This is a genomic window from Nocardiopsis sp. iso_40 (genome assembly GCF_056173285.1).
This window is the reverse complement of sequence record NZ_CM149666.1, coordinates 5,608,385-5,631,725: the sequence shown is the minus strand read 5'-3', so window position 1 is coordinate 5,631,725 and position 23,341 is coordinate 5,608,385. Positions and strand designations below refer to the sequence as shown.

General features: G+C 70.1%; 23 protein-coding genes and 4 tRNA genes. 18 read left to right on the top strand and 9 right to left on the bottom strand.

The annotated features are described in order from the left end of the window. Nucleotides 1-61: 61 nt before the first annotated feature. The 3 genes from AC0VYD_RS24630 to AC0VYD_RS24620 form a co-directional block, all read right to left on the bottom strand. Nucleotides 62-1,165, bottom strand: coding sequence for a sugar diacid recognition domain-containing protein (locus AC0VYD_RS24630; protein WP_475477692.1), 1,104 nt, complete (start codon nucleotides 1,163-1,165; stop codon nucleotides 62-64). A gap of 69 nt (nucleotides 1,166-1,234) precedes the next feature. Further along, the gene (locus AC0VYD_RS24625; RefSeq protein ID WP_475477691.1) at nucleotides 1,235-1,786 is read right to left on the bottom strand and encodes a hypothetical protein; all 552 of its coding nucleotides are present in this window, start codon (nucleotides 1,784-1,786) and stop codon (nucleotides 1,235-1,237) included. Nucleotides 1,787-1,791: 5 nt separating this feature from the next. Next, nucleotides 1,792-3,207: an MFS transporter gene (locus AC0VYD_RS24620; RefSeq protein WP_475477690.1), complete on the bottom strand. Its 1,416-nt coding sequence runs from the start codon at nucleotides 3,205-3,207 to the stop codon at nucleotides 1,792-1,794. Nucleotides 3,208-3,277: 70 nt separating this feature from the next. On the opposite strand from AC0VYD_RS24620, the gene AC0VYD_RS24615 reads away from it, so the two are divergent. Both AC0VYD_RS24615 and AC0VYD_RS24610 read left to right on the top strand, forming a co-directional pair. Then, nucleotides 3,278-4,276 carry a GlxA family transcriptional regulator gene (locus AC0VYD_RS24615; protein ID WP_475477689.1) on the top strand — a complete coding sequence of 333 codons (999 nt, stop codon included), beginning with the start codon at nucleotides 3,278-3,280 and terminating at the stop codon, nucleotides 4,274-4,276. A 98-nt stretch (nucleotides 4,277-4,374) separates the two neighbouring features. Beyond that, nucleotides 4,375-5,568, top strand: a complete 1,194-nt coding sequence (locus tag AC0VYD_RS24610; protein WP_475477688.1) for an AlbA family DNA-binding domain-containing protein — start codon at nucleotides 4,375-4,377, stop codon at nucleotides 5,566-5,568. Here the strand turns inward: AC0VYD_RS24610 and AC0VYD_RS24605 are convergent. Next, nucleotides 5,552-5,800 (bottom strand): hypothetical protein, encoded by a 249-nt coding sequence (locus AC0VYD_RS24605; protein WP_475477687.1) that lies wholly within the window; start codon nucleotides 5,798-5,800, stop codon nucleotides 5,552-5,554. The genes AC0VYD_RS24610 and AC0VYD_RS24605 overlap by 17 nt on opposite strands. 136 nt (nucleotides 5,801-5,936) lie before the next feature. Here AC0VYD_RS24605 and AC0VYD_RS24600 point away from each other — a divergent pair, with 136 nt between their 5' ends. Continuing rightward, nucleotides 5,937-6,938 (top strand): DUF389 domain-containing protein, encoded by a 1,002-nt coding sequence (locus AC0VYD_RS24600; protein WP_475477686.1) that lies wholly within the window; start codon nucleotides 5,937-5,939, stop codon nucleotides 6,936-6,938. An 88-nt stretch (nucleotides 6,939-7,026) separates the two neighbouring features. Here the strand turns inward: AC0VYD_RS24600 and AC0VYD_RS24595 are convergent, their stop codons facing one another. Both AC0VYD_RS24595 and AC0VYD_RS24590 read right to left on the bottom strand, forming a co-directional pair. Next, on the bottom strand, nucleotides 7,027-8,925 hold the full coding sequence (locus AC0VYD_RS24595; RefSeq protein WP_475477685.1) for an alkyl/aryl-sulfatase: 1,899 nt from the start codon (nucleotides 8,923-8,925) through the stop codon (nucleotides 7,027-7,029). 206 nt (nucleotides 8,926-9,131) lie between these two features. Then, complete coding sequence (locus tag AC0VYD_RS24590; RefSeq protein ID WP_475477684.1) at nucleotides 9,132-9,422, bottom strand: LapA family protein; 291 nt, start codon at nucleotides 9,420-9,422, stop codon at nucleotides 9,132-9,134. Between the two features lie 887 nt (nucleotides 9,423-10,309). On the opposite strand from AC0VYD_RS24590, the gene AC0VYD_RS24585 reads away from it, so the two are divergent. The 5 genes from AC0VYD_RS24585 to AC0VYD_RS24565 all read left to right on the top strand — a co-directional run bounded on the left by AC0VYD_RS24585 (nucleotide 10,310) and on the right by AC0VYD_RS24565 (nucleotide 13,379). Next, complete coding sequence (locus tag AC0VYD_RS24585; RefSeq protein WP_475477683.1) at nucleotides 10,310-10,630, top strand: MerR family transcriptional regulator; 321 nt, start codon at nucleotides 10,310-10,312, stop codon at nucleotides 10,628-10,630. Between the two features lie 960 nt (nucleotides 10,631-11,590). Next, nucleotides 11,591-11,821, top strand: coding sequence for a hypothetical protein (locus AC0VYD_RS24580; protein ID WP_475477682.1), 231 nt, complete (start codon nucleotides 11,591-11,593; stop codon nucleotides 11,819-11,821). 11 nt (nucleotides 11,822-11,832) lie between these two features. Then, the gene (locus AC0VYD_RS24575) at nucleotides 11,833-12,306 is read left to right on the top strand and encodes a hypothetical protein (protein WP_475477681.1); all 474 of its coding nucleotides are present in this window, start codon (nucleotides 11,833-11,835) and stop codon (nucleotides 12,304-12,306) included. Nucleotides 12,307-12,490: 184 nt separating this feature from the next. After that, entirely contained in the window at nucleotides 12,491-12,832 is a 342-nt protein-coding gene (locus AC0VYD_RS24570) for a helix-turn-helix domain-containing protein (RefSeq protein WP_475480363.1), read from the top strand. Next, nucleotides 12,753-13,379 carry a transposase gene (locus AC0VYD_RS24565; RefSeq protein ID WP_475477680.1) on the top strand — a complete coding sequence of 209 codons (627 nt, stop codon included), beginning with the start codon at nucleotides 12,753-12,755 and terminating at the stop codon, nucleotides 13,377-13,379. The genes AC0VYD_RS24570 and AC0VYD_RS24565 overlap by 80 nt, the downstream gene beginning before the upstream one ends. A gap of 156 nt (nucleotides 13,380-13,535) precedes the next feature. On the opposite strand, the gene AC0VYD_RS24560 is transcribed toward AC0VYD_RS24565, so the two are convergent. Then, nucleotides 13,536-13,608 (bottom strand) — tRNA-Lys (locus AC0VYD_RS24560). 176 nt (nucleotides 13,609-13,784) lie between these two features. Here AC0VYD_RS24560 and AC0VYD_RS24555 point away from each other — a divergent pair. From AC0VYD_RS24555 to AC0VYD_RS24530, 6 genes are all read left to right on the top strand, one after another. After that, complete coding sequence (locus tag AC0VYD_RS24555; RefSeq protein ID WP_475477679.1) at nucleotides 13,785-14,702, top strand: ABC transporter ATP-binding protein; 918 nt, start codon at nucleotides 13,785-13,787, stop codon at nucleotides 14,700-14,702. Nucleotides 14,703-14,749: 47 nt separating this feature from the next. After that, on the top strand, nucleotides 14,750-15,451 hold the full coding sequence (locus AC0VYD_RS24550) for an ABC transporter permease (RefSeq protein ID WP_475477678.1): 702 nt from the start codon (nucleotides 14,750-14,752) through the stop codon (nucleotides 15,449-15,451). A 2-nt stretch (nucleotides 15,452-15,453) separates the two neighbouring features. Further along, a complete protein-coding gene (locus AC0VYD_RS24545) occupies nucleotides 15,454-16,851 on the top strand; it encodes a sensor histidine kinase (RefSeq protein WP_475477677.1) in 1,398 nt (465 codons plus the stop codon). Next, entirely contained in the window at nucleotides 16,814-17,455 is a 642-nt protein-coding gene (locus AC0VYD_RS24540) for a response regulator (protein ID WP_475477676.1), read from the top strand. Before AC0VYD_RS24545 ends, AC0VYD_RS24540 begins: the two co-directional genes overlap by 38 nt. 255 nt (nucleotides 17,456-17,710) lie before the next feature. Then, the gene (locus tag AC0VYD_RS24535; RefSeq protein ID WP_475477675.1) at nucleotides 17,711-18,322 is read left to right on the top strand and encodes a TetR/AcrR family transcriptional regulator; all 612 of its coding nucleotides are present in this window, start codon (nucleotides 17,711-17,713) and stop codon (nucleotides 18,320-18,322) included. Between the two features lie 229 nt (nucleotides 18,323-18,551). Continuing rightward, nucleotides 18,552-18,812 carry a PspC domain-containing protein gene (locus tag AC0VYD_RS24530; protein ID WP_191267488.1) on the top strand — a complete coding sequence of 87 codons (261 nt, stop codon included), beginning with the start codon at nucleotides 18,552-18,554 and terminating at the stop codon, nucleotides 18,810-18,812. Nucleotides 18,813-19,040: 228 nt separating this feature from the next. Here AC0VYD_RS24530 and AC0VYD_RS24525 read toward each other — a convergent pair whose 3' ends face one another. Both AC0VYD_RS24525 and AC0VYD_RS24520 read right to left on the bottom strand, forming a co-directional pair. Next, a complete protein-coding gene (locus tag AC0VYD_RS24525; RefSeq protein WP_475477674.1) occupies nucleotides 19,041-20,357 on the bottom strand; it encodes an MFS transporter in 1,317 nt (438 codons plus the stop codon). A gap of 450 nt (nucleotides 20,358-20,807) precedes the next feature. Then, entirely contained in the window at nucleotides 20,808-21,158 is a 351-nt protein-coding gene (locus AC0VYD_RS24520) for a metallopeptidase family protein (RefSeq protein WP_191267484.1), read from the bottom strand. A gap of 96 nt (nucleotides 21,159-21,254) precedes the next feature. On the opposite strand from AC0VYD_RS24520, the gene AC0VYD_RS24515 reads away from it, so the two are divergent. The 4 genes from AC0VYD_RS24515 (at nucleotide 21,255) to AC0VYD_RS24500 (ending at nucleotide 23,241) form a co-directional block, all read left to right on the top strand. Further along, nucleotides 21,255-22,805 carry a metallophosphoesterase family protein gene (locus AC0VYD_RS24515; RefSeq protein ID WP_475480362.1) on the top strand — a complete coding sequence of 517 codons (1,551 nt, stop codon included), beginning with the start codon at nucleotides 21,255-21,257 and terminating at the stop codon, nucleotides 22,803-22,805. 96 nt (nucleotides 22,806-22,901) lie between these two features. Further along, a tRNA-Glu gene (locus tag AC0VYD_RS24510) sits at nucleotides 22,902-22,974 on the top strand. 90 nt (nucleotides 22,975-23,064) lie between these two features. Next, nucleotides 23,065-23,139: transfer RNA gene (locus tag AC0VYD_RS24505), tRNA-Asp, on the top strand. Nucleotides 23,140-23,167: 28 nt separating this feature from the next. Then, nucleotides 23,168-23,241: transfer RNA gene (locus AC0VYD_RS24500), tRNA-Phe, on the top strand. The last annotated feature ends 100 nt before the right edge of the window (nucleotides 23,242-23,341 follow it).

Genomic DNA, 23,341 nt, shown 5'->3' with positions numbered 1-23,341 from the left:
CGAGAGCATAGAACCCGGACCGGTGCGTTTCGACGGTGTGCTGCCCAGTCTTCCTGCGGTTTCACTCCGGGGATATGTGCGAAAAGCCCAGGGCGGCTTCGGCGTACAGACACATGTGCACCGTGGTCAGGTGGTCCGGGCGCCGGATGTCCAGCCCGGTCACGACCCGGATCCGGTCCACGCGCTGGAGCAGGGTGTTGCGGTGCACGAAGACGGTGTCGGCGGCCTCGCGCATGGAACCGGCCGAGGCCATCGCGGTCACGGTCCGCCGTTGGGCCGTACTGAGCGGTGCGGTCCGGGCCGCCATCCGGTCGAGGGTCCGGCGCGGGAGGTGGGCCACGGCCACGGCGACCTCCCGGGACCACGGCCCCGGGTCCCCGGCACCGGGGAGCAGCCCCGGGTAACGGCACAGGGCCCGCGACTCCTCCGCGTGGGCCATCAGTGTTTCCACGTCCTCGGTCCCCGGGGTGCTGGTGTGCCGGCACCCCGCAGGCAGGCCCAGGGCCTCCGTACCGGGGACCCGGCCGGAACCGAGGAGCCAGAGGGCGCCGTGCAGGACCGCCGCCCGCCGCCCGCCGTCGCCGTTCACCCTGGCGGCGGCGGACTCCGCCGCGGGGGGAGGGGCCGCCGAGCCGCCGGGCCGGGGCGCCCGCGCCGTCCACAGGGCCAGGGACCACGGGGGCCGCAGACCCGCGGCGGCCAGCCGGGCCCGAGCGTCGCCGGGCCGCGTGGTCCCCGCGCCCAGTGCGGCGATCAGGTCTCGGGCCTCGGTGTGCCGCCTGCTGACCGCGTCCTGTTCGTGTTCCTGGGTGATGAGGAGTTGGACGGTCAGCGCGACGACCCTGGCGAGGTCCTCGACCTGCCGGGGCTCGCCGGTGACCCCGACGACCCCGCGCAGTTCACCGTCGATCAGCAGCGGCTCGTTGGCGCCGGGCCGGTCCGAGGTGCCCGGCCCGGGCTCGGTCACGAGCACGGCGCGGCGTTCGGCGATGACCCGCTGGGCCCCGTGGTGCAGGGTGCCGACCCGGGCGGGGTCCAGGCAGGCGATGATCGTGCCGTGCTCGTCCATCACGTTGATGTTGTGGCTGATCGTCGGGGCGATGAGGTCGACCACCCGCTGGGCGGTCTCGCTGCTCAGCGGGGTCCGTCGACGGTCTTCGGGCATGCTGCCAGGATAGTGACGCTTACCCCGGCGTCCTGGCTGCTCCGTCTTCGTTTCCCTCCCTGAGTTCCCTCACCGGGCCGACCCGTGCCGGGTCCGGTACAGGGCCCACCGCGCCCACACCAGGGCGACGCCCCCGGCGACGGCCAGCGGCCCCGCGACCAGGAACAGGGAGAACAGCCACTCCCTGGAGCCGTCCGGCCCGTAGACCCGGTTCGCCGCGCCCGCGTCGACCGCGGGGACCGTCCCGCCCTCCCGGCAGGTGTCCCGGCCGGCGGCGTGCAGGTAGACGCTCCGCGCCTGTCCACCCTCACCCGGGTCCCCGGAGGCCTCCGGGAGGAAGGTGCCGTTGCAGGTGCACGACTCGTGCCCGGGGTGCTGTACGCAGCTGAGGCTGACAGCGGTGAACACCCCCGGCTCCCCCTCGCCTCGGGCCGCGCGCAGGCTCTGGTCGAACCCGGACAGCCCGACGTGGGCCACGGCCGCGGCCAGGAGCAGCAGCACCGCGGAGAAGGGGAGGGAGGGGCGGCCGGGCGCCTTCCCCGCACGGGCGCCGTTCCTCTCCCGGCGCGTGGCGCCCTCGGCGGCCGCGCCCGCGGTGCGCCCGGTGTCGTTTCCGGTCACGGTGATCAGGCCTCCGCCGTCCGGTCGTCCGCGGAATCCGCCTGCGGGTCCGGGCTCCCGGAGCCCTCCGGGCCGTCCGGGACCTCGTCGGGACGGGCGATCCGCAGGGCCAGCGCCGCCGCGAACCCGCACAGCACCGCCGCGATCAGCCACACCGGGCCGTAACCCCCGGCCATGTCGCGGGTGAAACCGCCGAAGACCGCCATGGCGCCCGCGCCCACCTGGTGCAGGGCGTTGACCCACCCGAAGACGATGGCGCCGTCCGCGCCGAAGACCCGGCGGCACAGCAGGACCGTGGGCGGCACGGTCGCCACGTCCAGCAGGCCGAACACCACCACGAAGACCACCATCGCGACCCCGGCGTCCGGGCCGAGCAGGGCGGGCAGCGCGGCCAGCAGCAGGGCCCTGCCCACGTAGTAGGCGACCAGCAGGCGGCGCGGATCGAAGCGGTCGGTGAGCCAGCCCGACAGGACGGTCCCGGCCAGGGAGAACACCCCGATCACCGACACCAGCGCGGCCGCGGTGGTCACGGCCATCCCCTGGTCCTGGGCGGCGGGCACGAAGTGGGTCCAGATGATCCCGTTGGTGGTCGCCCCGCACACCGCGAAGGTCCCGCCGATCACCCAGAACCGGCGGTCGCGCACCGAGGCGACCAGCACCCTGACCGTGCGCCGCGCCGCGCCCGGCTCCACACTCGGCCTGGGCACGTCCGTCCTCGCGCCGTAGGGGCGCAGCCCCGCGTCGGCGGGGTGGTCGCGCAGCACGAGGGCGACCAGGACGGCCATCGTGGCGGCGGTCAGGGCCAGCGTCACGATGGCCGGACGCCACCCCTGGTGGTCGATGATCCACGCCAGGGCGGGCAGGAAGACCATCTGCCCGAAGGCGCTCGCCCCGGTCAGCGCGCCGATGACCAGCCCGCGGCGCTCCACGAACCAGTTGTTCGCGACGGTCGCGGCGAAGGTCATCGCCAGCGATCCGGTGCCGGCGCCGATGAGCAGCCCCCAGTACAGGGTCAGCTGCCAGGAGGCGGTCATCACCGTGGTCAGGGCGGCCCCGACGACGATGGCCGTCAGCGCCGCCAGGGCGATCCGGCGGATGCCGAACCGGTCCATCAGCGCCGCCGCGAACGGGGCGACCAGGCCGTAGACGACCATGTTGACCGAGGCGGCCGCACCGATCGAGCCGCGTGTCCACCGGTACTCGGTGTGCAGGGGGTCGACGAGCAGCCCGGGCATCGCGGCGAAGGCCGCCGCGGCCACGATGGTCATGCCCGCGACCAGGGCGACGGCCCACGCGCGGTGGATCCCCGCGGCGGGGCGACGGCCCCGGTCCGAGGCCGGTGGAGCAGCCCCGGCGGTGTCCGGGCAGGCGCCTCCGGCGGCGCCGGGGTCGGGGTTCTGGGGAACGGTCCTGGAAGACATGGGTCCAGACTCGCGTTCGGGACCCACCGCCGACAGTGACTCGAAAGCCAACATACGAAAGAATCCGGCCATGAGTGCTTTCACCGGGCCCGGACTCCACCGGGTGGCCGTGTTCGTCCGGCACGGCGTCCTGCCCATCGAGACCGGGATCGTCCACCGCATGTTCGGCCGGGTCCGCGACGCCGACGACCAACCGCTCTACGAGGTCCTCACCTGCGCCCTGGAACCGGGGGTGGTCACCACCGACACCGACCTCACCCTGAACGTCCGGCACGGCCCCGAGGCCCTGGCGGAGGCGCAGACGGTCGTCCTGCCCGCCGCCGAGGAGGACTACGTCGAGCGGCCGCACGACCCGCTCGCCCCCGAACTGGCCGCCGCCCTCGACCGGATCCCCTCACACGCACGGGTGGCCTCCATCTGCACGGGGGCGTTCGTGCTCGCCGCCGCCGGGTTCCTCGACGGCTGCCGCGTGACCACGCACTGGCTGTCCGCCGGGTACTTCCGTGCGATGTACCCGCACATCGACCTGGACCCGGACGTGCTCTACACCGACAACGGGCGGGTGCTGACCGCCGCCGGGGTCGCCTCCGGGATCGACCTCAGCCTGCACATGATCCGGACCGACCACGGCGCCTCCGTCGCCAACGAGGTGGCCCGCAACACCGTGGTGCCGCCGCACCGGGACGGCGGCCAGGCCCAGTACATCCGCCGCCCCGTGCCCGCCCCGGAGCGCTCCGCCACCGCCCGCGCCCGCTCCTGGGCACTGGACCACCTCCACCTCCGGCCGGGCCTGGCCGACATGGCGGAGCGGGAGGCGATGAGCGTGCGCACCTTCACCCGCCGGTTCCGGGAGGAGACCGGGATGTCGCCGGGCCGGTGGATCAACGAGCAGAAACTGGACCGGGCCCGGCAGTTGCTGGAGGAGTCGGACCTGTCGGTGGACCGGATCGCGTACGAGGCGGGCTTCGGCACCGCGGTGTCGCTGCGCCAGCACGTGCACGCCGAACTCGGGGTGTCCCCCAGCGCCTACCGCCGCACCTTCCGGGGGACCCCGGACGCCGGATCCTGAACCCCGGCCGCACGGAGACTCCGGCCCCCCGGAAACCCCGTCCGCCCGGATTCGGTCAGCCCTGCGGGGTTCCCGGTGAGAGTGGGCATGATGCGGACATGGATCGAGTCCTCCCTCCGACATGGCGTCCCTCCAGCGAAACCGAACTCGAAGCCGCCCTGAACGAGGGTGCGTTCACCGAAACCCCCAAACGCGAGGCCAAACAGCAGCTCCGCAGCTCGAAGGACCAGGCCAAGGACATGGCGTCGTTCGCGATCGACGGCGGCCTGATCGTGGTCGGGGTACGGGAGGTCAAGGCCGAGGGCCGGTTCGAGCTGGCCCCGGTCGAGTGGGCCGACCAGATCCTGGAGAGCCCCGCCAGGATCGCGGCCTCCTCCTGCGATCCGCCGCTCCAGGTCTCGGTGGACTGGCTCGACAGCGAGGTTCCTGGACGCGGCTACCTGCTCATCGAGGTGCCCGCCTCACCGCTGGCCCCGCACATGGCGGGCGGCGCGTACTACGGGCGCGGCGACCGGGAGAAGCGGCGCCTGTCCGACGCCGAGGTGGAGCGGCTCATCCGGGCCAGGGACGCCTCGCTGGACGTGGTGCGCACCGCACTGCGCGCACAGGTGGACAAGGACCCCTTCCCCGCCGGGGAGCTGGCGCACCTGCACCTGCTCGCGCTGCCCTCTCGGCGCATCCCCGGGATGTTCAAGGCCTGGACGGCCGCGGAGAACGCGCAACCGCTGCTGTTCGACCTGGTCCGCGACGGGGTCTCGCAGCGGACCCGGGAACTCGGCGGCGAGGCCGCCCGGGTGTCGCCGGTCCTCGGCGACCTCGTGTCCGGGTTCCGCACCGCGGGCGGGGTGGGCATCGCCAGCCAGTCCTCGGCGGACGCGCGGGAGGAGGGGGACCTGCGCTTCGTCGTCCGGGAACGCGGGGAGGTGTCCCTGTACTGCGGCCGGGCCGCCGCGCGGTACGCCGACCGCTACCTGTTCTTCGACGGAGCCCTGGCCTTCCGGGTACGGGCCTTCCTCGACCTGCTCGCCGGCCTGTCCGAGGACGCCGGGTACGGGGGCAGCTGGGACGTGGGCGTGGCGGTCACCAACACGCACGGGGTTTCCTCCTGGAGCGGGGACCGCCGGTCCGCCCCGGGCGCGGAGTACGACGCCGAACGCTACGAGCAGGCCACCCGGGTACCCCAGACGGAGCTGGAGCGGCCGGGCGGCGCCACCGACCGCCTCGTCGGCGAGCTGCTGCGTTCCCTGGGCAACGCCTCCGCCCACTCCGACCTGCTCACCGACCCCGAGTGAGCGGGGCGAGCCGCGCCCAGGACAGGGTGTCCAGCCCGATGTGGCACTGTAGGTGCAGCAGTGACCTCCCGGTGACGTCACCGACCTCGGTGCGCTCGGAGTCGCGCAGCGCCTCGCCACCGGCCCGGAAGCCGTCCAGGTCGTAGAAGTCGCCCGCCACGTGCAGCGGGACCCGCTCGTCCCAGAGGGCCCGGTTCGCCTCACGCCAGTCCGGGGGTGTCGGTGTGCTCATGACCGCGGGCAGTACCGGCCGCGGACGCCCGGGGGTACTCCTTTTCCCCGGCCGGGCCCCGCGGCCTCCGGCCGGCCCCGTGCCGACCAGGTCGCGCCTTCGGAGTTTTCCGAGGTGACGTCGCGATACTCGACCCATGCTCAGCGGAATCCTCGAACGCGTCCTGCCCGCCTCGCAACTGCGCACCTCGGACAACCTGGTACAGGACCTGGACCTGTCGGCGGGCGACAGCCGGGCCAAGAGATCGGCGTTCTGGAGCATGCTGACCCTGTCGGCGGTCATCGCCGCGGGCGGTGTGTTGACCGACTCGACTGCCACGGTGATCGGCGCGATGATCATCGCGCCGCTGTCCACGCCCATCATGGGGATCGCCCTCGGGATCGTCCGGCAGAACCAGACCGGGGCGGTCCGGACGGTCGTCCTGGGCTGCCTGCTGGTGATCGGTGTCGGCGTGGTGTTCTCGGTGGTCGTCCCGGCGGGGTACGACCTGATGAAGAACGATCAGATCGCCGGGCGGACCTCACCGGGCCTGCTGGACCTGGTCGCCGCCCTGGCGACCGGCGCGGCCGGGGCGGTCGGCCTCTCCCGACGCGACGTCGCCGCCGTCCTGCCGGGCGTGGCCATCGCCATCTCCCTGGTCCCGCCCCTGGTGGTGGTGGGCGTGTGCCTGGGCAAGGGAGCGCTGTGGCTGGCGGCGGGGGCGGCCGTGCTGTTCCTGTCCAACCTGCTCGCACTGGTCTTCGCGGGCATGGTCGTCTTCGCGGCCTCCGGCCACGGCCTCCCGCGCGAGGCCCGCGACACCCGGTCGGGGAGCCGGGCACGCCTGGTGCTGGGGCTGCTGTTCTCCTTCGTGTTCGTCCTCCTGGCCGCCAACACGACCGCCACCCTCCTGGTCGAGGTGTGGACGCACCGGGCCGGGCAGGCCGCCGAACGCTGGGTGTCGGAGCAGCCGAACGCCTCGGTGACGAGCGTGTACACGGCCTCGCGGACGCTGCACGTGGAGGTCCGCGTGCAGGAGGAGCCGCCGCCGGTCGACGCCCTGCTCGCGGATCTGCGCGGCCGGGTGCCCGACCAGTTCAGGGTCGTGGTGGAGACGACCCGCGGTGAACGCGTCGAGGCCGGTTCCGTGGGCGGGTGAGTGCCTCCGACTGGCCGCCCCGTAACCGGGCGGTATCGGCCGGGAGCGCATCCGCCGCTCCCGGCCGACGGTCCGCGGACGGCCCGGTTCAGGGGGTGACGATCGGGAAGTCGGGGCGGGGTTCGTCCAGGACGGACATCAGCCGCCGGAGCGCCCCCGCGTCCCCTCGGTGCTCCACCCCGTCCAGGTCGCCCGTGGTCAGGAGCCCGAGCAACTGCTCCTTGGTCAGGGTCAGGGCCAGGTCCGCGTCCCCGTTCTTCGGGTCGGGGTAGTGGATGAGCACACCGTTGGAGAGCATCGCCCGGTACCGCTCACCGCTGTCGGCCATGCTCAGGTCCAGGGACAGCTCCTCCTGCCAGGCGCGAGGGCCGTCCACCCGGATGGCCACCGAGTCGAGGATCTGGGTGACGCTGAGCGCGGAGGCCAGGCTCTCGGCCAGGGCGATGGCCGTGGGAGGCACACCCTCCCGCAACTCCATGGCCCCGACCAGGAAGAAGTTCCGCCACGTGGCGCACTCCGCCCCGTGGCCGAGCCGGGTGAGGACCTCCGCCAGTAGCCCCTTGGCGTCGTCCCGGTCGGGGGCGGCGAAGACCGCGTGCGAGGCCAGTTCGGCGGCGAAGCGCAGGTCGCCCTCGTCGGCGAAGGAGCGGGCCCGGGCCATGAGGGCGTCCACGCCGCCCATGGCGCGGGCGTAACGCTCCCCCTGGGCCTGCGGCGGGTGCTGCCACAGGTGTGCGGGGTTGCCGTCGAACCAGCCCATGTAACGCTGGTAGACGGCCTTGATGTTGTGCGAGATCGAACCGTAGTAGCCGCGGGTGCTCCAGGCCTGTTCCAGGCCGGGCGGCATCGGCAGCTCCTCGGCGATCTCGATGCCGGTCGACCCCTTGTTCATCATCCGGAGCGTCTGGTCGTGCAGGTAGGCGTAGATGTCGCGCTGCTCGGAGAGGAACCCCCGGATCTCCTCACGCCCCCAGACGGGCCAGTGGTGGGAGGCGAAGACGACGTCGGAGTCGTCGGCGAACAGTTCGATGGTCTCGTTGACGTAGCGCGACCACATGCGGGCGTCACGGACCTGTGCGCCGCGCAGGGTGAGCAGGTTGTGCAGGGTGTGGCAGGCGTTCTCGGCGGTGCACAGCGCCCGGCTCTCGGGGAGGTGGAAGTTCATCTCCGCCGGGGCCTCGGTCCCGGGGGTCATCTGGAAGACGAACCGGACCCCGTCGAGCACCTCCTCCTGGCCGGTGCGGGTGATCTCCAGTGTCGGGGGGACGAGCCCCACCCTGCCCTGGGAGGTGCCGATGCCCAGCCCCATGCCCACTCGGCCCTCCGGTCCGGCTCCGAGGCCGAACGCGGCGAAGTACATGCCCCGGCGGATCATCGCGGTACCGGCGTAGACGTTCTCCGACACCGCGTGTTCCATGAAGTCCTCCGGCGCCACGACCGGGACCCTGCCGGAGGTGACGTCGGCCTCGTCCACGACCCCGAGCACTCCGCCGAAGTGGTCCAGGTGCGGGTGGGTGTAGATGACGGCGGTGACCGGCCGGTCGGAGCGGTGCTCGCGGTACAGCGCCAGGCCGGCGGCGGCGACCTCCTCGGACACCAGCGGGTCGACGACGATGACGCCCTCGCGCCCCTCGACGAGGGTCATGTTGGACAGGTCCATGCCGCGGATCTGGTAGACGCCCTCGACGACCTCGAACAGACCGTTGATCGCGGTCAGCCTGCCCTGCCGCCACAGGTGGGGGTGGACGGTCCCGGGGGCGGTTTCGGTGCCGTCGAGGAGGAAGGAGAAGTCGCGCAGGTCCCAGACGGACTTGCCCTGTTCGTCGGTGACATGCTGCGGGGCGGTGGCGATGAGGCCCCGGTTGGCGTTGTCGAAGTCGGTCGTGTCGTCCGGGGAGGGCCCGCCCGCCCCCGCACGGGCGTCCCCCGGCCTGCTCGGCCGGGGGACGCCCGCGGTCCTGCCTCCGGTCTCGGTGGCACGCGCCATGAACCCCTCCTGGGGTGTGTTGTCGGTCCGGACGCTCTCCGGCGGCCCTGGAAGTCGCGGCCCGGTCCTACCCGGGGCACGCCCGGGTTAGGGCAAAGGGGCGGTCAACCTCCCCCTTGCCAGGTACGCACCGCTCCGGGGCCGGGTGGGCGGCCCGGGCAAGCGGTCCGTGCGGTTGCGCGGAACCCCTGTCGGAGCGCCTGCGGTCACCCCCTCTTCGCCGCCTTCCGTTTCCTGCGTTCGGAGGGGCGCAGGAGGAGGCCGATGAGCACGCCGACGCCCACGGCGACGGCGAGGGTGGCCCACAGCGGGGCCACCAGGGAGAAGAACAGGACCTGGATCTCGGTGGAGTCCCGGTTCTGCAGCATGAAGACGAGCGTGATGACGAGCAGGGCCAGGGCGACCCATACCCGGGTCGGGACCGAACCCGCGGAGAGTCCCCTCCCGGAGGAGCCGTCCCCGCTCGCCGCGCCGTCCGAGGGTGTAGAAGCGGTCATCGAATCGCCCCCTGTGTTCTGGAGCGGTGCCGTCGTCGCCGGGGCTGGGAGAACCGGCCCGGACCGGGGACGCGGAACCCGCTCGGTGGGAATGCCCGGTCCGGCGACGGATCCCCGTCCTTCATGGATCCATGCCGGACCTCCTGCGTGTACGGCATTCCCGGGACGCGGCCCGCCGAGGCCAGGGGAGTACCAACTCTTCCCCCGGATGGGACAGGTGCCGCCCGCCGTGGGCCTCAGGAACCTGATTGCGCCACACATGGAAATCTGTAGTGGCTGGAGTAGACATTCGATGATCGTGCTGCTAAATTTCCTGTCGTAGCCACAGAGCTACACGGATGGGCCACCGGATACACCGGTGGAGAGCAGGACCGCAGTACCGCAGGAAGCGGCTTTCCGCCCGCACGGGGAAGGCCGTGCAACAAGGAAGAGAGCAGGACGGCTCGACCGGCGTGCACGTGCTTCAAGACGCTGGGGGCCGGTAGGACAGCAGTACTGAGGTAAAGCAGTAACGCAGTACCGGCGTCCCGCTCGTACAGGGGATGCCGTAGCAGGAAGCAGGAAGCAGGACGGCTCGACGGCGCGCACGTGCTTCAAGGCGCCGGGGGCCGGTAGGACAGCAGACAGCACTGCACGAATTGAGATCGAGAGGAGTAGTTGCCATCAGGATCGCCTGAGCGTGGGTTGTTCCGCTCGGGTACCGCAGGCCCCGGTTCGGAAGAAGGTGGTCCACGGTCACACAACCGCGATCCCCGCTATCCCGTCCCAGCTTGACCTCGGGAAGCGGAAGACCGGCAGCGGCCGGTAGGTGGTAATGAACTCTCGGGCCCCAGCGCCGTTTGGCGCTGGGGCCCTCGACGTGCGGTCAGGAGAAGGAAGACACGCATTTGTCCCGTGCCGATATCGGTGACCGGTTCGACGATGACGACTACCCCGCCTACACGGTGGGCAACGCCGCGGAGATGCTCGGCACCACGCCGGCGTTCCTGCGCGCCCTGGGCCAGGCCCGGCTGATCGAGCCGCTGCGCTCGGAGGGCGGACACCGCCGTTACTCCCGCTACCAGCTCAGGATCGCCGCCCGGGCGCGTGAACTCGTGGACGAGGGCACCCAGATCGAGGCCGCGTGCAGGATCATCATCCTGGAGGACCAGCTGGAGGAGGCCAAGCGCATGAACGAGGAACTGCGCGCCGCCGACCCGCCCGACTGAGAGCGCACCACCCGGAACCGGGCGCCCGCCCGAGCCTTGTTCTGAGTCTTACCAGTCGCCCCGTCACCCCTTCAGAGATGGGGTGTTGCAACGCCCAGTTGAACCCGTCCTGGGCTCCGTGGCCGGTGTGAAAAACCGCCCCGGTCAGGCACGTACCCCCACCCCCTGCGGCGGGTGTGGCGCAGTCCCTGTTCCAGGGTGGGCGCTTGTTCGGCCAACAGGACGGTGGTCTCGCGCACGTAGCGCCAAGCGGTTGCGGTGCCGACCTCGAATCCGGCTGCGACCTGAGCGAACGGCTCGCCCTTGTACGGGTGGACCAGCAACAGCATGCGGAGCCCTTGGTGGGGCGGGGGTTCTTGGTCGAAAAACCGTCCACCAGGGGCTTCTTGCTGTCCGGAAGGGGTTCAGGGGAGACCGGCACGGGGCTGTGACATGCACCTTCAAGATGAAAAAGGCTCATTGGCCCTGTCGGCGCGTTCTTGCCGTTCACCGGTCTGACCAAGGCGCAGATCGACTTGCTGGCCAAGCTCGGCGTCCCCCGCCCCAAGTAGGCCCTCGCCCTTCAGCCCATACCCCGCTGACCAGCAAAGGTGCCACCACCTGGAGAAACATCCTCCGGGCGAAAACCCTGTGTTCTCCCAGATCAGGGCCAAGATTCCGCACTCTGGGCAGATGAATTACGCGGAACGCGGGCCTTTCAATGCTGGGGAGTGGATACAGGGAGTGCCGGGTGCCGATCGCTTCTACAAGAACCTGATAACTTCCTGTAGATTTGACTCGTGTACCAGGACAACCGCGACCCGGAGAGGAACGCGCTGCCGTCGTCATACGCGAGCACATACGAAACCACTGAACAGACCCGCAGCCGCGGTTGCTGCTGCCATCATCGCCCTTACGCTGGCTGGGTGCTCTGGCGGCAATTCCATCGAGGGCACCTACTTCGGCACTGCCGGAAATACCGTGCTCATCTTTGAGCCCGGCGGCGAATGCGCTTACACCGAGGACTACGACGAGGGCGAGGGTGTGCAACTCGAGATCGACGGATACTGCTCGTGGTCGCTGTCCGGTGCCGAGCTGACCCGCATCGGTGCCAGCCGCCACGGCTCCCGCACCGTGTCCGTCGGCGACGACGGAAGCATCTCCATCCCCGACCAGCACCGCTGGAATGGCGAGATCTACTCGAAGGAATAGGAAGACCGATCATGGCACGTATCAGCAGAGATAACTTCCACGGCGGGTACCGGGTTACTGGGCTGGAGGACGACATTGCCAAAGCAAGAGCGAACGCCCAGTTCGACCAAGATATGAGCCGCATCACTGGACGTATGATCGACGCCCCAGGCGACGCCCTTGCAGGTGCTGTACGAACCACCGGAGGCATTGCTGCCGGTGGTGTCGGTTTCGGGGTTAGAATGGTACGCGATCGGCGGTTCCGCTACATCATGCAGGCGGTGCTCCACTTCCCCATGGCGTTTTTCGTGGTGTTCTTCTTCGTCTCTACCAGGAAGTTCGTGAGCGTCGACTACTCGACCATGGCCAATGAGGAGGCGCAGGCGGCGTCGTTCCATGCATTCGGGCAGGGCGCCCTTATCGGGTTGATCGTGGCCGTGGTGTGGACCGCTGTATACATCGTCTTGCGCACGCGTCCGAAGCTGCGTCGGCTGAACCAGTACTGATTGAGTTTTGATGGTTCTCTTCGAGGTGGTTAGGAATCCTGTGACCAGGGGTTTCGGGAGGCCACCATGGACGCCACCGACAAACAGCACCGCCGGATGACCGCCGCCGCCCTGCTCGAGCAGAGCCGACTCCGCGCAGCCAGATCGCCCAGATGCTCGGCGCGAGCACCCGCGCGGTCAACCACTGGCACCACGCCTGGCACCAGGAAGGCACGGTCGCGCTGATCAGCAAGGACCCCACCGCCTGCTCACCCAGGATCAACAGCACGAACTACGCCAGATCCTGCGCCGTGGAGCCAAGGACTACGGGTTCACCGCCCACGGCTGGCCCCTGGCCCGCATCCGACGGGCGCTCCACGAAACCTTCGGTGTGCTCTACGCCGACCTGTCAGGGGTGTGGCGCCTGCTGCACCGGATGGGCTGGACCAACCAGCTGCCCGTCCGCCGTGCTCTGGAACGCGACGAGGACGCCATCGCCGAGTGGGTCGCACGCACCTGGCCCGAGATCGAAAAAGGGGGACCGTGAGGGGGCGTGGATCTGTTTCGAGGACGAATCGGGGACCTCGCTGACCGGCGCGGTGGAGCGCACCTGGGCCCCGGCCGGGCAGACCCCGGTCCTGCCCGTGGTCAAAGGGACCCAGGCCAAGCTGTCGGTAGCCGCACTGTGCTGCTACCGGGCAGGGGTCCGGCCGCGGATGCTCTACAGGACCCGACCGGGCTGGTACCACGACCACGAGCTGATCGCGCTGCTGGACCAGGTCCACCAGCAACTGGCGGCCCCGATCATCCTGGTCCGGGACAACCTGTCCGGGCACCGCAGTCGGCGGATGCGCAGGGCCATCGCCTCCCGCACCTGGTTGGAGGTGGGGTACCTGCCCGCTTACGCGCCCGAGCCGAACCCGACCGAGGGCGCGTGGGCGCACCTGCGTGCCACTGCTCTGGCCGATGTGGCGGCTCCGTCCTTCAGCGAGTTGGCCGCTGCGGTGCGGGGCGGGCTCCGGCGGATCCAGCGCCGCCCGGACCCGCTGTCCGCCTTCCTGACCCATACCGGGCTCCAACTCCGAACCCAATAATCGAACCTCAATGAGGCTTGCGGAGCCAGATCCTCGGCGAGGTGGAGGCATAGGCGAGACCGGGGAGCGCACATGGAGCGAAACCCGGCCTCCGGACACACAAAAACCCCAGGTCAGAGCGGATGGAAACACGCTCTGACCTGGGGTTCTCCCCGGTAGGGCCCCGGGGGATCGAACCCCGAACCCGCGGATTAAAAGTCCGCTGCTCTGCCAGTTGAGCTAAGGCCCCACGACGGCTCTGGGCTCGTCGCCGGGACAACTCTACCGCAGCCGTACGGGCTCTGGTCGGCTGGACGGGCCGGGAGGGGTCCACTGTTCGGTGGATGCCGGGATCGGCCGGATCCTTGGCGAATCGGGGCCTGACGGGCGATTCGCTCCACAGGTCGGACGACCAGGCTTGTGGGCATGGCGATCATCGAGGTGCACGAGCTCGGCAAGGGATACGACGGCCACACGGTCCTGGACCGGATCTCCTTCTCCGTGGCGGAGGGCGAGGTTTTCGGGATCCTCGGCCCCAACGGGGCGGGCAAGACCACCGCCGTCGAGTGCGTGGAGGGTCTGCGCAGGCCCGACTCTGGGACGGTCCGGGTGCTCGGGCTCGACCCGTTCCGACAGGGGACGGAACTGCGCGAGCACATCGGCGTCCAGCTCCAGCACACCCAGCTCCCCGAGACCATCAAGGTCTGGGAGGCTCTCGACCTCTACGCCTCGTTCTACGACAGCCCCCGCGACTGGCGGGCGTTGCTGGAGCAGTGGGACCTCGCGGACAAGCGGAACACGCGGTTCGCGAAACTCTCCGGGGGGCAGAAACAGCGCCTGTTCATCGCGCTGGCCCTGGTCGGGAACCCGAAGGTCACGTTTCTCGACGAGCTCACCGCCGGGCTCGACCCCCAGGCCCGCCGTGCCACCTGGGAACTGGTCAAGCGGATCCGCGCCGAGGGTGTGACCGTGGTCCTGGTCAGTCACTTCATGGACGAGGCCGAGGAACTGTGCGACCGGGTCGCGGTCCTCGACCGGGGCCGCATCGTCGCCGTCGACAGTCCGGCCGGACTGATCGACGGTGTCGACACCGAGTACCGGATGACCTTCCGGCTCATGGACGCGAACGGGTCCGATCCGGGCGACCTTCTGGGGAACCTCGACGAGGTGGCCTCGGTGTCCCGCACCGGCGATCTGGTCGTCGTGTCCGGGCGGGGTGACTTCGCGACCGCCGTCACCGCCTGCCTGGCCCGCGAGCGTGTTCTCGTTTCCGATCTGCGCATCGACAAGCGCACCCTGGACGACGCCTTCATCGCCCTGACCGGACGCTCCCTTCAGGCCTGACCCCGCAACGGTCGCGACTGCCGATCCGAGAATCATGAGGAACCGCCGTGAAGACGCTCACCAAACTCACCACCGTCGAGACCAAGCTGCTCGTTCGCGAACCCGGAGCCGTGTTCTCCCTTCTCATTCCCCTCTTCATCCTCGTCGTCTTCGGCGGTTCGATAACGGAGGGCGACACCGTCCTCCTACCGATCGCGGTGACGCTGGCGGTCAGTATGGTCGGCCTCTACCTACTCCCCACCACCCTGGCGACCTATCGGGAACGGGGCATCCTGCGCAGGCTCTCGGTGACTCCGGTAAGCCCGGGCAACCTGCTCACCGTGCAACTCCTGCTCCAACTGGTCCTCACCGTCACCGCGGTCTCCGTGCTGCTCGCGGTCGGGGTCGGTTTCCTCGGCGCCCACACGCCCCGGGCTCCGCACTTCCTGATGACCTGTCTGTTCGGCACCGCCGCGATGTTCTCCGTCGGCCTTCTCATCGCGGCGCTCGCCCCCAACGGGCGGTCCGCCAACGGCTTCGGTGCACTCCTCTTCTTCCCGTTGGCCTACCTGGGCGGACTCATGCAGCCCGTCGAGCACATGCCCGATATCCTTGCGCTCGCCGGTGGGTACACGCCGATGGGCGCCCTCCGGCAGAGCCTCCACAACGTCTGGAGCGGCGCGGGCCCCACACCGCTGCCCCTGCTCACCATGGCCGTGTACGCAGTGGTCATCAGCCTCGTCGCAGCCAGGTTCTTCCGCTGGGAGTGAGTATGGGGACGGTGCCGGAGCACGACCTGGGCCTGCGGGAGGAACGGCTGCGCCGTCTCACCGCCTCCGTTCCCTACGCCCTCCTGGCGGTCTCCACCGGTCTGACCCTGGCCACCCACGGCCCTCTCTGGCCGCGGCACGCGGAGACCCTCGGCCTCGCCGTCGTCGCGGCGGCTCTCATGTGGACGATGACCGGCCTGAAGCCGAGGTGGGCCTCCCGGCCGGGGCTGATGCCCGCCTTCGTGGCCGCCCTGGTGGTGATGATCGCCGTACTCAGTACCCGGAGCGTCTGGTTCGCGGGATTCTTCGGTTTCACCGGCTACATCTACTCCTGGCAGTTCCTCCGGGGCCCGTGGCGGCTCCTGGGGGTGACCGCGACAGCTGCCGTCACCATCACCGCCTATATGGGTGGGCCCCCCGACCCCACCCCCTCCTCGGTCCTCCTCCACCTGTTCTTCGCCGCCGCCGTGGTCGTCCTGGTCGTGGTTTTCAGCCAGCTCGGCGAGATCACCGAGGAGCGCAGTGACGAGCGCAGGCGGATGGTGGAGCGGCTGCGGGAGACCATTCGGGAGAACGAGGGCCTGCACGCCCAGCTGCTGGTCCAGGCCCGGGAGGCCGGGGTACACGACGAACGCGAGCGCTTGGCCCGGGAGATCCACGACACCCTGGCCCAGGGGTTCGTCGGCATCATCACCCAGCTCCAGGCGGCCCAGCGGGCTGAGGCCCGGCCTGGTGAGGAGAGCCGAGCCGGGGCCGGGGAAGCCGTCGACGGGGACCGTGCCGAGTGGCGGCTGAGGGTCGCCAACGCCACCCGCCTGGCCCGGGAGAACCTGGCCGAGGCGCGCAGGTCCGTGCACGCCCTGGGCCCGGCGCCCCTGGCGGCGGCTCCGCTGCCCGACGCCCTGGCCGACCTCACGGCCGAGTGGTCGCGGCTCCACGGGGTACGCGCCGAGTTCACCGCGACCGGTCCGGCCCGCCCCCTGCACGGCGAGGTCGAGGCGGCTCTGCTCCGGACCCTCCAGGAGTCCCTGACCAACGTGTCGAGGCACGCCCGGGCCGCCCGGGTTGGGGTGACGCTGTCCTACATGGAGGATCTGGTGGCCCTGGACGTGCGTGACGACGGCGCGGGGTTCGAGACGGGGCCCGGATGGGGGGCGTCGGTCTCCGAGCCGCCCGGCGAACCCGCTGGCGAACCCGAATCCACGGCCTCTGCCTGCGTCGACGGACCGAACGGCGGGTTCGGCCTGACATCGATGCGGCAGCGTGTGTCCCGCCTGGCGGGCACACTGGAGATCGAGTCCGAGCCCGGTGCCGGAACCGCGGTCTCCGTGACCGTCCCCGCCTTCCTGAAGGAGGACCCCGGTGAGCGAAGTCCCCGTCCGCGTCCTGGTCACCGATGACCACCCCGTGGTCCGTGACGGTATCCGCGGCATGCTCGAGTCGGAGCCGGGGTTCGAGGTGGTGGGGGAGGCCGCCGACGGTGCCCGTGCCGTGGAACTCGCGCGGGCCCTGGAGCCCGACGTGGTCCTCATGGACCTGCGTATGCCGGGGACGGCAGGGGTGGCGGCCATCCGGGAGCTCACGGGATCGGGCCTCCCGCTTCGGGTCCTGGTACTGACCACCTACACCACCGACAGCGACGTCGGCCCGGCCATCGAGGCCGGTGCGACGGGGTACCTGCTCAAGGACGCGCACCCCGATGAGCTGGTCCGTGCCGTCCGCCTGGCCGCGCGCGGCGAGACCGTGCTCTCCCCCGCAGTGGCGACCCGTCTGGTCGGCCGGGTCCGCGAGCCGGTGGCTGCCCTCAGCGAACGTGAGTTGGAGATCCTCCGGCTCATCGCGGAAGGGTCCACCAACCGGGAGGCGGCGGCCCGCCTGTTCATCAGCGAGGCCACGGTCAAGACCCACGTCCTGCACATCTACGGCAAGCTGGACGTCAACGACCGGGCGGCCGCGGTCGCGGCGGGGTTCCGGCGGGGACTGTTGCGGTCGGGCGAGGAGTGACCCACAGTGCTCGGCCGCCGGGGCCAACAGGGCGCCCTGCTGAGCCGGGTCATCTGTGTCCTGTTCTCCCTTTCCCCGATCACCCGCTCTCCATCTCCGGGAGGAGACCCGACCGGAGGTCCCGGCCGGTTGGACGACACGCCCGGGATGACGGCCCGTCCCGGTGAAGCGGGTTCCTTCCGCTGCGCCATGAAAAAATACACGTTGAGAAATATTGCACAGCATGAAATTATTGTTCGTGTAACGGGAGGACCCATGGGGCTGAGGGAACGCAAGAAACTGGCCACGCGCCGCGCACTGCAGGGCGCGGCGGTACGGCTGACTCTGGATCACGGCCTGGAGAACGTGACGGTGGAGGCGATCGCGGCCGCTGCCGACGTCTCCGCCAGGACCTTCTTCAACTACTTCGCGACCAAGGAGGACGCACTCCTCGGGGACGTCCCGGACGCCCCGCACGAGGAGGCGCGCGGGGAGTTCGTGGCTGACGGTCCCACCGGTGTGTTCGCGGAGGACCTCGTCATCCTGCTGGTGGCCTCCCTGGTCACCTCAGGCGACCTCGCCACCCAGCGTGCCGACACCGCGTTGCGCAAACAGCTCATGGACCGCGAACCCCAGCTCCTGCCCGGCCTGCTCGCCCGCTTCCACAACCTGGAACAGGGCCTGGCCGGGGCGATCGCCGAACGTTCGGGCGCCCCCGCCGACGACGCGCGTTCCGAGCTGGCCGCGGCGGCCGCGATGTCCGCCGTACGCCACGCCATCAAGCGAGTCCCCTACGGGAGCGGTGCTGGGATCGACGAGCTGCACGGTCAGCTCAGTGCGTCGCTGCGGATGCTGGGCGAGGTCTTCGCGCCCGAGACGGACGCCTGACCCCGACCCCTCACCCGCGGGAACGGCGGGAGGCCGAACCTCCCGATCCGCACCCGCCACAAGGTGTGCCGCACGCCTCAGGAACGCCGTCGGCCCGTGAACCGTCAGACCCCCTACGGGGTTCCGCGACCCCGTGCCCGGCCTCCCCGGGGAATCGGGGAAGGAAGTCAGGGGCCGCCCAGGGCTGTCCCCGATGGGAATCGTCGTCGGCTGCGGGCAAGGTGGAGGTATGAACGAGAAATTCGGAAGCAAGCGACTCCAGCGCAGTGAATCCGACCGCTTCCTGACCGGTGTCTGCGGGGGTATCGCCGCCTACACGGGCCTGGACTCCACCATCATCCGGATCGTCTTCGTCGTCCTGACCCTGCTGGGCTTCTCCGGGATCCCGATCTACATCCTGGCCTGGCTGCTGATGCCCGCCGAGAGCGAGCGGCGTTCGCTGCTGGAGCAGATCATCCGCAACTTCCAGGGAAAGGGGAGCGAGAACTGATGTGGAGCCTGCGAGCACACCCGGACTGGGAGCGGCGCGAGCTGCGCGCCCAGCGGGAGGAACACGAGGCCGAGGAGCCTCGCGAGCAGCACGTGGAACACGGCGTCGAGTGCTGACCGGACGAGAGGTCCGGCAGGGCGCGACGGGCAGCGGCGGGGGCCGGGCCCGGACGAGGGCTGGACGGGCCCGGCCCGCCGACTGCAGGAACTGCAGGATCGGTCCGGCCGCCTAGGAGGCCGACTCCGACTCGGTCTCCTCCATGCGCGCGGAGACCTCCCCGGACATCCGGGACCACGGGACGGCGAGGGCGATCGCGGAGAGCAGGGCGAGCAGGCCCGCCCCGACGATGACCGTGCTCGTGTCAGTGATCTCCACGAAGTAGCTGGACAGCAGGATGCCGACGCCCTGCGCGGCCTGGAGCCCCGAGGCGACCAGGCCGAAGGCCAGACCGCGGCCCTCCTTGGGGACACACAGGACGAAGGCCGCGTTGGCCACGAACTGGTAGGAGCCCGCGGCCCCGCACAGGGCCAGCGCGGTGATCATCATCCACAACGGCATCTGGAAGACCCAGAGCAGCAGCGGCACACAGGTCAGGACCGCGAGCGGGCCGAGCAGCCTGATCCTGGTCGGCGGTGGGACCAGCCGGGTCAGCGTCAGCCCGCCGACGAGTGCACCGATCGCCTGACCGGCCATGATGAACCCGGCCGCCGCGGGACCGGCACCCGCTTCGGCGGCCATGGGGTTGGCCAGCCCGTAGGGAACCGAGTACAGGCCCGCGAGCCAGGCGAGCAGGGCGAGGGTGCGCAGCCTGGGATCACCGAAGACGAGCTTGGCGCCGCCGGTGGTCATCGCCACGAGCCCGGGCCGTTTCTCTCCGGTCTGCTCCCTGAGCGGGGTGGGCCGGGCCCTGACCCCGAACCGCAGGATCAGCGCGGACAGGACGAAGAGCATGCCCGTCGACATCAGGGTGGTGTTGGGGCCGACGAACGTGACGATCACCCCGCCCGCGATCAGCCCGAGGAGCATCCCGACCTGTGTGGTCAGGTGGAGGATCGCGGTGCTCGCCACGTAGCGCTCGCCCTGGACGATCTGACTCAGCAGGGCCGCCCTGGCGGAGGCGAACGGGATCGACGGCAGGATCGACAGGAACAGCAGGATCCACACCAGCCAGACCGGTATGCCGGGGATCCCCACGCTGGCGATGACGACCGCCCGGATCACGTCGCAGGCGACCATGACCCGGCGCCGGGGCAGGATGTCGGCGAGCCCCGAGAACAGGGGGCCGGCGAGTATCGGGGGCAGGAACGTCACGGCCAGCGTGATTCCCGCGGCGAAGGCCGAATCCGTCAGCTGGTAGACCAGGACACTGGCCGTGATGTTCAGCAGGTTGGTGCCGATCATCGACAGGGCGTGGGCCAGCCACATGGAGCGGAACTCACCGATCGCCATGACGTCGCGGTAGCTACTGCGCCATTTGTTGTCCTGCGCCGCGGAAGATTCGTGGTCTCCGTTGTCAGGGGCTTTGTCGAGGCTCGGATTGCCCACCCGGCACTCCCTTACTTTCACAGGGGGTGGAATCACGCTGTGTCGTGTTCCCATGACCAACGGTTCCGGAAGTGGGCTTCGATGACAAGCCGGTTGGGCTAATTCGTGTCTGATTCGTTGCTCCCAGTAATGCTTCCCTTCATGCTTCCCCGGGCCCGCGGGTTTCGGCATTCGGATTGTTTTCCCAGGTGGTTCCGGGCGGAGGGGGGAATTTTTCGGGCGCCTGGTGTGCCGGGCGGTTGAGATGCGTCGTTACACGCAGACACGGTGTCGCCAAAGCGGAACCCAGTCCCAGGGGGCCATTTTTATGGGATCAGCGGATGAATTGTGGGCGAATGTCGCCCTGGGTGAACACGGAGGGGTCAGCGGGCGCGCCCGTACCGGTTCGTTAGCCGGGTGCGAGGCGGAACCGAACGGAACCCGGGGCCGGTGGTTCGGGGCGCCGTCGGCTCAGCCCCAGCCGAGTTCGGTGAGCCGGGAGTCGTCGATCCCGAAGTGGTGGGCGATCTCGTGCACGACGGTCACGAGCACCTCGTCGACCACCTGCTCCGGGGACCGGCAGATCGCGCAGATGTTGCGACGGTAGATGAAGATCTGGTCCGGGAGCACCCCGAAGTAGGAGTCGCCCCGCTCGGTCAGGGGGATCCCCTCGTACAGGCCGAGCAGGCCCTCCTGGGACTCGTCCTCGACCGTGATCACCACGTTGTCCATGAGCTGGGCCAGTTCCGGTGGGATCTGGTCCAGGGCGTCGGCCACCAGTTCCTCGAAGTCCCCGCGTGTCAGTTCAACCACACCTGCCATTGTGCTGCCTCCTCGGAGCGTCGAGGAAGAGACATAACACTCTGGATGGGAGGAAACATTGGGAACAGCTTCAGTCAACGGCATGATGGGGTTGTGTTGTCTTGGGGAGAGATTCGTGCCTACGACTACCGTGGAGCCTTCGGCCGGTTCCGGGGGGTCCTCCGCCGATGGCGTGCCGGGCGTGTCTGGCGTTGGAGCTGCGTCCTCTTCGCGGGTCTGGTCGGGGGCTGGCTCGGGCTGGCCCTCGGCGGCCAGGTGGTCACGCCGATCGGCCCCGCCGACGTCACCTTCGCCCTGAGCCCGCAGTGGCACGGTGAGACGGTCGTCAACGTCGCCCCGCTGGGCCAGCTGGCCTTCGACACCCACGCGGCGCCGCTGAAACTCGAGGCGACCATCACCGACATCCGGCTGGCCGCGGCCGAGGAGATGTTCTCCGATCCCGACGCCATCAACCGGATGGCCGCGGGCATCGGCTCCGACCTCACCAGCGGAGTGACCGCCATCCTGGTGCGCTCCCTGCTCGCGGCGGTCGTGGGCGCGACCGTGATGGGCCTCCTGCTGTTCCGCAGCGGTTGGCGCGCCCTGGCCAGCGGGGTCACCTCGCTGCTCGTCCTGGTGTCCTTCGGCGGGCTGGCCGGTCTCACCTTCAACCCGAGCGCGATCGCGGAACCGCGCTACACCGGACTGATCGCGGGCGCCCCCCAGGTGGTGGGCAGCGCCGACGACGTGGTCAGCCGGTTCAGCGAGTACCAGGAGCAGCTCGCCGGCCTGGTCGGCAACGTGTCCATGATCTACGAGGCGACCTCTACGCTGCCGGTCTACGACGAGGACGAGTCGGTCATCCGCGTCCTGCACGTGTCCGACATCCAGCTCAACCCGGCCTCGTGGAGCATCATCAGCACCCTCCGGGAGCAGTACGGCGCGGACGTGGTCGTGGACTCCGGCGACCTGACCGACCGCGGCAGCGCGGCGGAGGACGTCTTCGCCGACGAGATCGGCAAGCTGGACGTGCCCTACGTGTGGGTGCGCGGCCAGCACGACTCCATGGGCACCCAGCGCGCGGTGGAGTCCCAGCCCAACACCGTGGTCCTGGACGGGGACGTCGAGGAGGTCGCCGGGCTGACCTTCTACGGGGCCGGGGACCCCCGGTTCACCCCGGACGCGACCCGGCTCAACCCCGACGAGGCGGGGGTGGCCGCACTGGGTGAGGAACAGGCGGCGTCCGTCGCTGGCAGCGACACGGAGGTGGATGTCGCGGTCCTGCACACGCGCACCCAGGCGGAGCCGTTCGACGGTGTGGTTCCGCTGGTGCTGGCGGGGAACGAGCACCTGCGTTCCACGGAACTGACCGAACTGGGCACCAGGTTCCTCGTTCAGGGGTCCACGGGCGGAGCCGGATTGAGTGGGCTTGATCACGGCCCCGGCCGCCCCACCCCGTACCAGGCCTCGGTCCTGTACTTCGATGCCGAAACCGGCCGCCTCCAGGCGCGCGACGACATCGACCTCGGCGGTATCGGGCTCACGTCCGCGCAGGTCGAGCGGCATATCGAGGAGGATCCGCAGCGCCCGGTCGGCGAAGCGGGCGAGGAGTCCGAGGAGCCGGAGGAACCGGAGGAGGGGGCCTCCGAGACGGAGGGTGAGCAGTAGCCCTCGCGTTCCCGCAGGTCGTGAAGGTTTCGCCCGACTCGGGCAATCACTTTGGCGTTGGTGGGAATCTCCCCTATGCTTGGGCTGTCTACACGGGCCCCCATCGTCTAGCGGCCCAGGACGCCGCCCTTTCAAGGCGGTAGCGCGGGTTCGAATCCCGTTGGGGGTACGAAGCGGTCAGAGCACTGTCGGACATCTGGCAGAATGAGAACCGCAGCAACACACCGGGCCGGTACAGCCGGGTGTGAAAATTGAACAAGGTCCTGTGGAGCAGTTAGGAGTGCTCGCCACCCTGTCAAGGTGGAGGCCGCGGGTTCAAATCCCGTCAGGACCGCAAGCGTCGCCGAGGAAATCGGCGCCGCGGCTAGGTAGCTCAGTTGGTACGAGCGTCCGCCTGAAAAGCGGAAGGTCGGCGGTTCGACCCCGCCCCTAGCCACAACCCACAGACATGCAAAAGGCCCCGCCACCTGCGAAAGCAGGGGCGGGGCTTTTTCGTGCGCCGGTGGTTGTCGGTGACCGGTGGTGGGCTTCGGTGG

What these genes read in the sequence shown, in the direction of transcription:
- AC0VYD_RS24610 (WP_475477688.1), top strand. Translation starts at nt 4,375, where the DNA reads ATGGATCGAGTCCTCCCTCCGACATGGCGTCCCTCCAGCGAAACCGAA.
- AC0VYD_RS24615 (WP_475477689.1), top strand. Translation starts at nt 3,278, where the DNA reads ATGAGTGCTTTCACCGGGCCCGGACTCCACCGGGTGGCCGTGTTCGTC.
- AC0VYD_RS24590 (WP_475477684.1), bottom strand. Translation starts at nt 9,422, where the DNA reads ATGACCGCTTCTACACCCTCGGACGGCGCGGCGAGCGGGGACGGCTCC.
- AC0VYD_RS24530 (WP_191267488.1), top strand. Translation starts at nt 18,552, where the DNA reads ATGAACGAGAAATTCGGAAGCAAGCGACTCCAGCGCAGTGAATCCGAC.
- AC0VYD_RS24595 (WP_475477685.1), bottom strand. Translation starts at nt 8,925, where the DNA reads ATGGCGCGTGCCACCGAGACCGGAGGCAGGACCGCGGGCGTCCCCCGG.
- AC0VYD_RS24620 (WP_475477690.1), bottom strand. Translation starts at nt 3,207, where the DNA reads ATGTCTTCCAGGACCGTTCCCCAGAACCCCGACCCCGGCGCCGCCGGA.
- AC0VYD_RS24535 (WP_475477675.1), top strand. Translation starts at nt 17,711, where the DNA reads ATGGGGCTGAGGGAACGCAAGAAACTGGCCACGCGCCGCGCACTGCAG.
- AC0VYD_RS24630 (WP_475477692.1), bottom strand. Translation starts at nt 1,165, where the DNA reads ATGCCCGAAGACCGTCGACGGACCCCGCTGAGCAGCGAGACCGCCCAG.
- AC0VYD_RS24555 (WP_475477679.1), top strand. Translation starts at nt 13,785, where the DNA reads ATGGCGATCATCGAGGTGCACGAGCTCGGCAAGGGATACGACGGCCAC.
- AC0VYD_RS24545 (WP_475477677.1), top strand. Translation starts at nt 15,454, where the DNA reads ATGGGGACGGTGCCGGAGCACGACCTGGGCCTGCGGGAGGAACGGCTG.
- AC0VYD_RS24605 (WP_475477687.1), bottom strand. Translation starts at nt 5,800, where the DNA reads ATGAGCACACCGACACCCCCGGACTGGCGTGAGGCGAACCGGGCCCTC.
- AC0VYD_RS24575 (WP_475477681.1), top strand. Translation starts at nt 11,833, where the DNA reads ATGGCACGTATCAGCAGAGATAACTTCCACGGCGGGTACCGGGTTACT.
- AC0VYD_RS24600 (WP_475477686.1), top strand. Translation starts at nt 5,937, where the DNA reads ATGCTCAGCGGAATCCTCGAACGCGTCCTGCCCGCCTCGCAACTGCGC.
- AC0VYD_RS24520 (WP_191267484.1), bottom strand. Translation starts at nt 21,158, where the DNA reads ATGGCAGGTGTGGTTGAACTGACACGCGGGGACTTCGAGGAACTGGTG.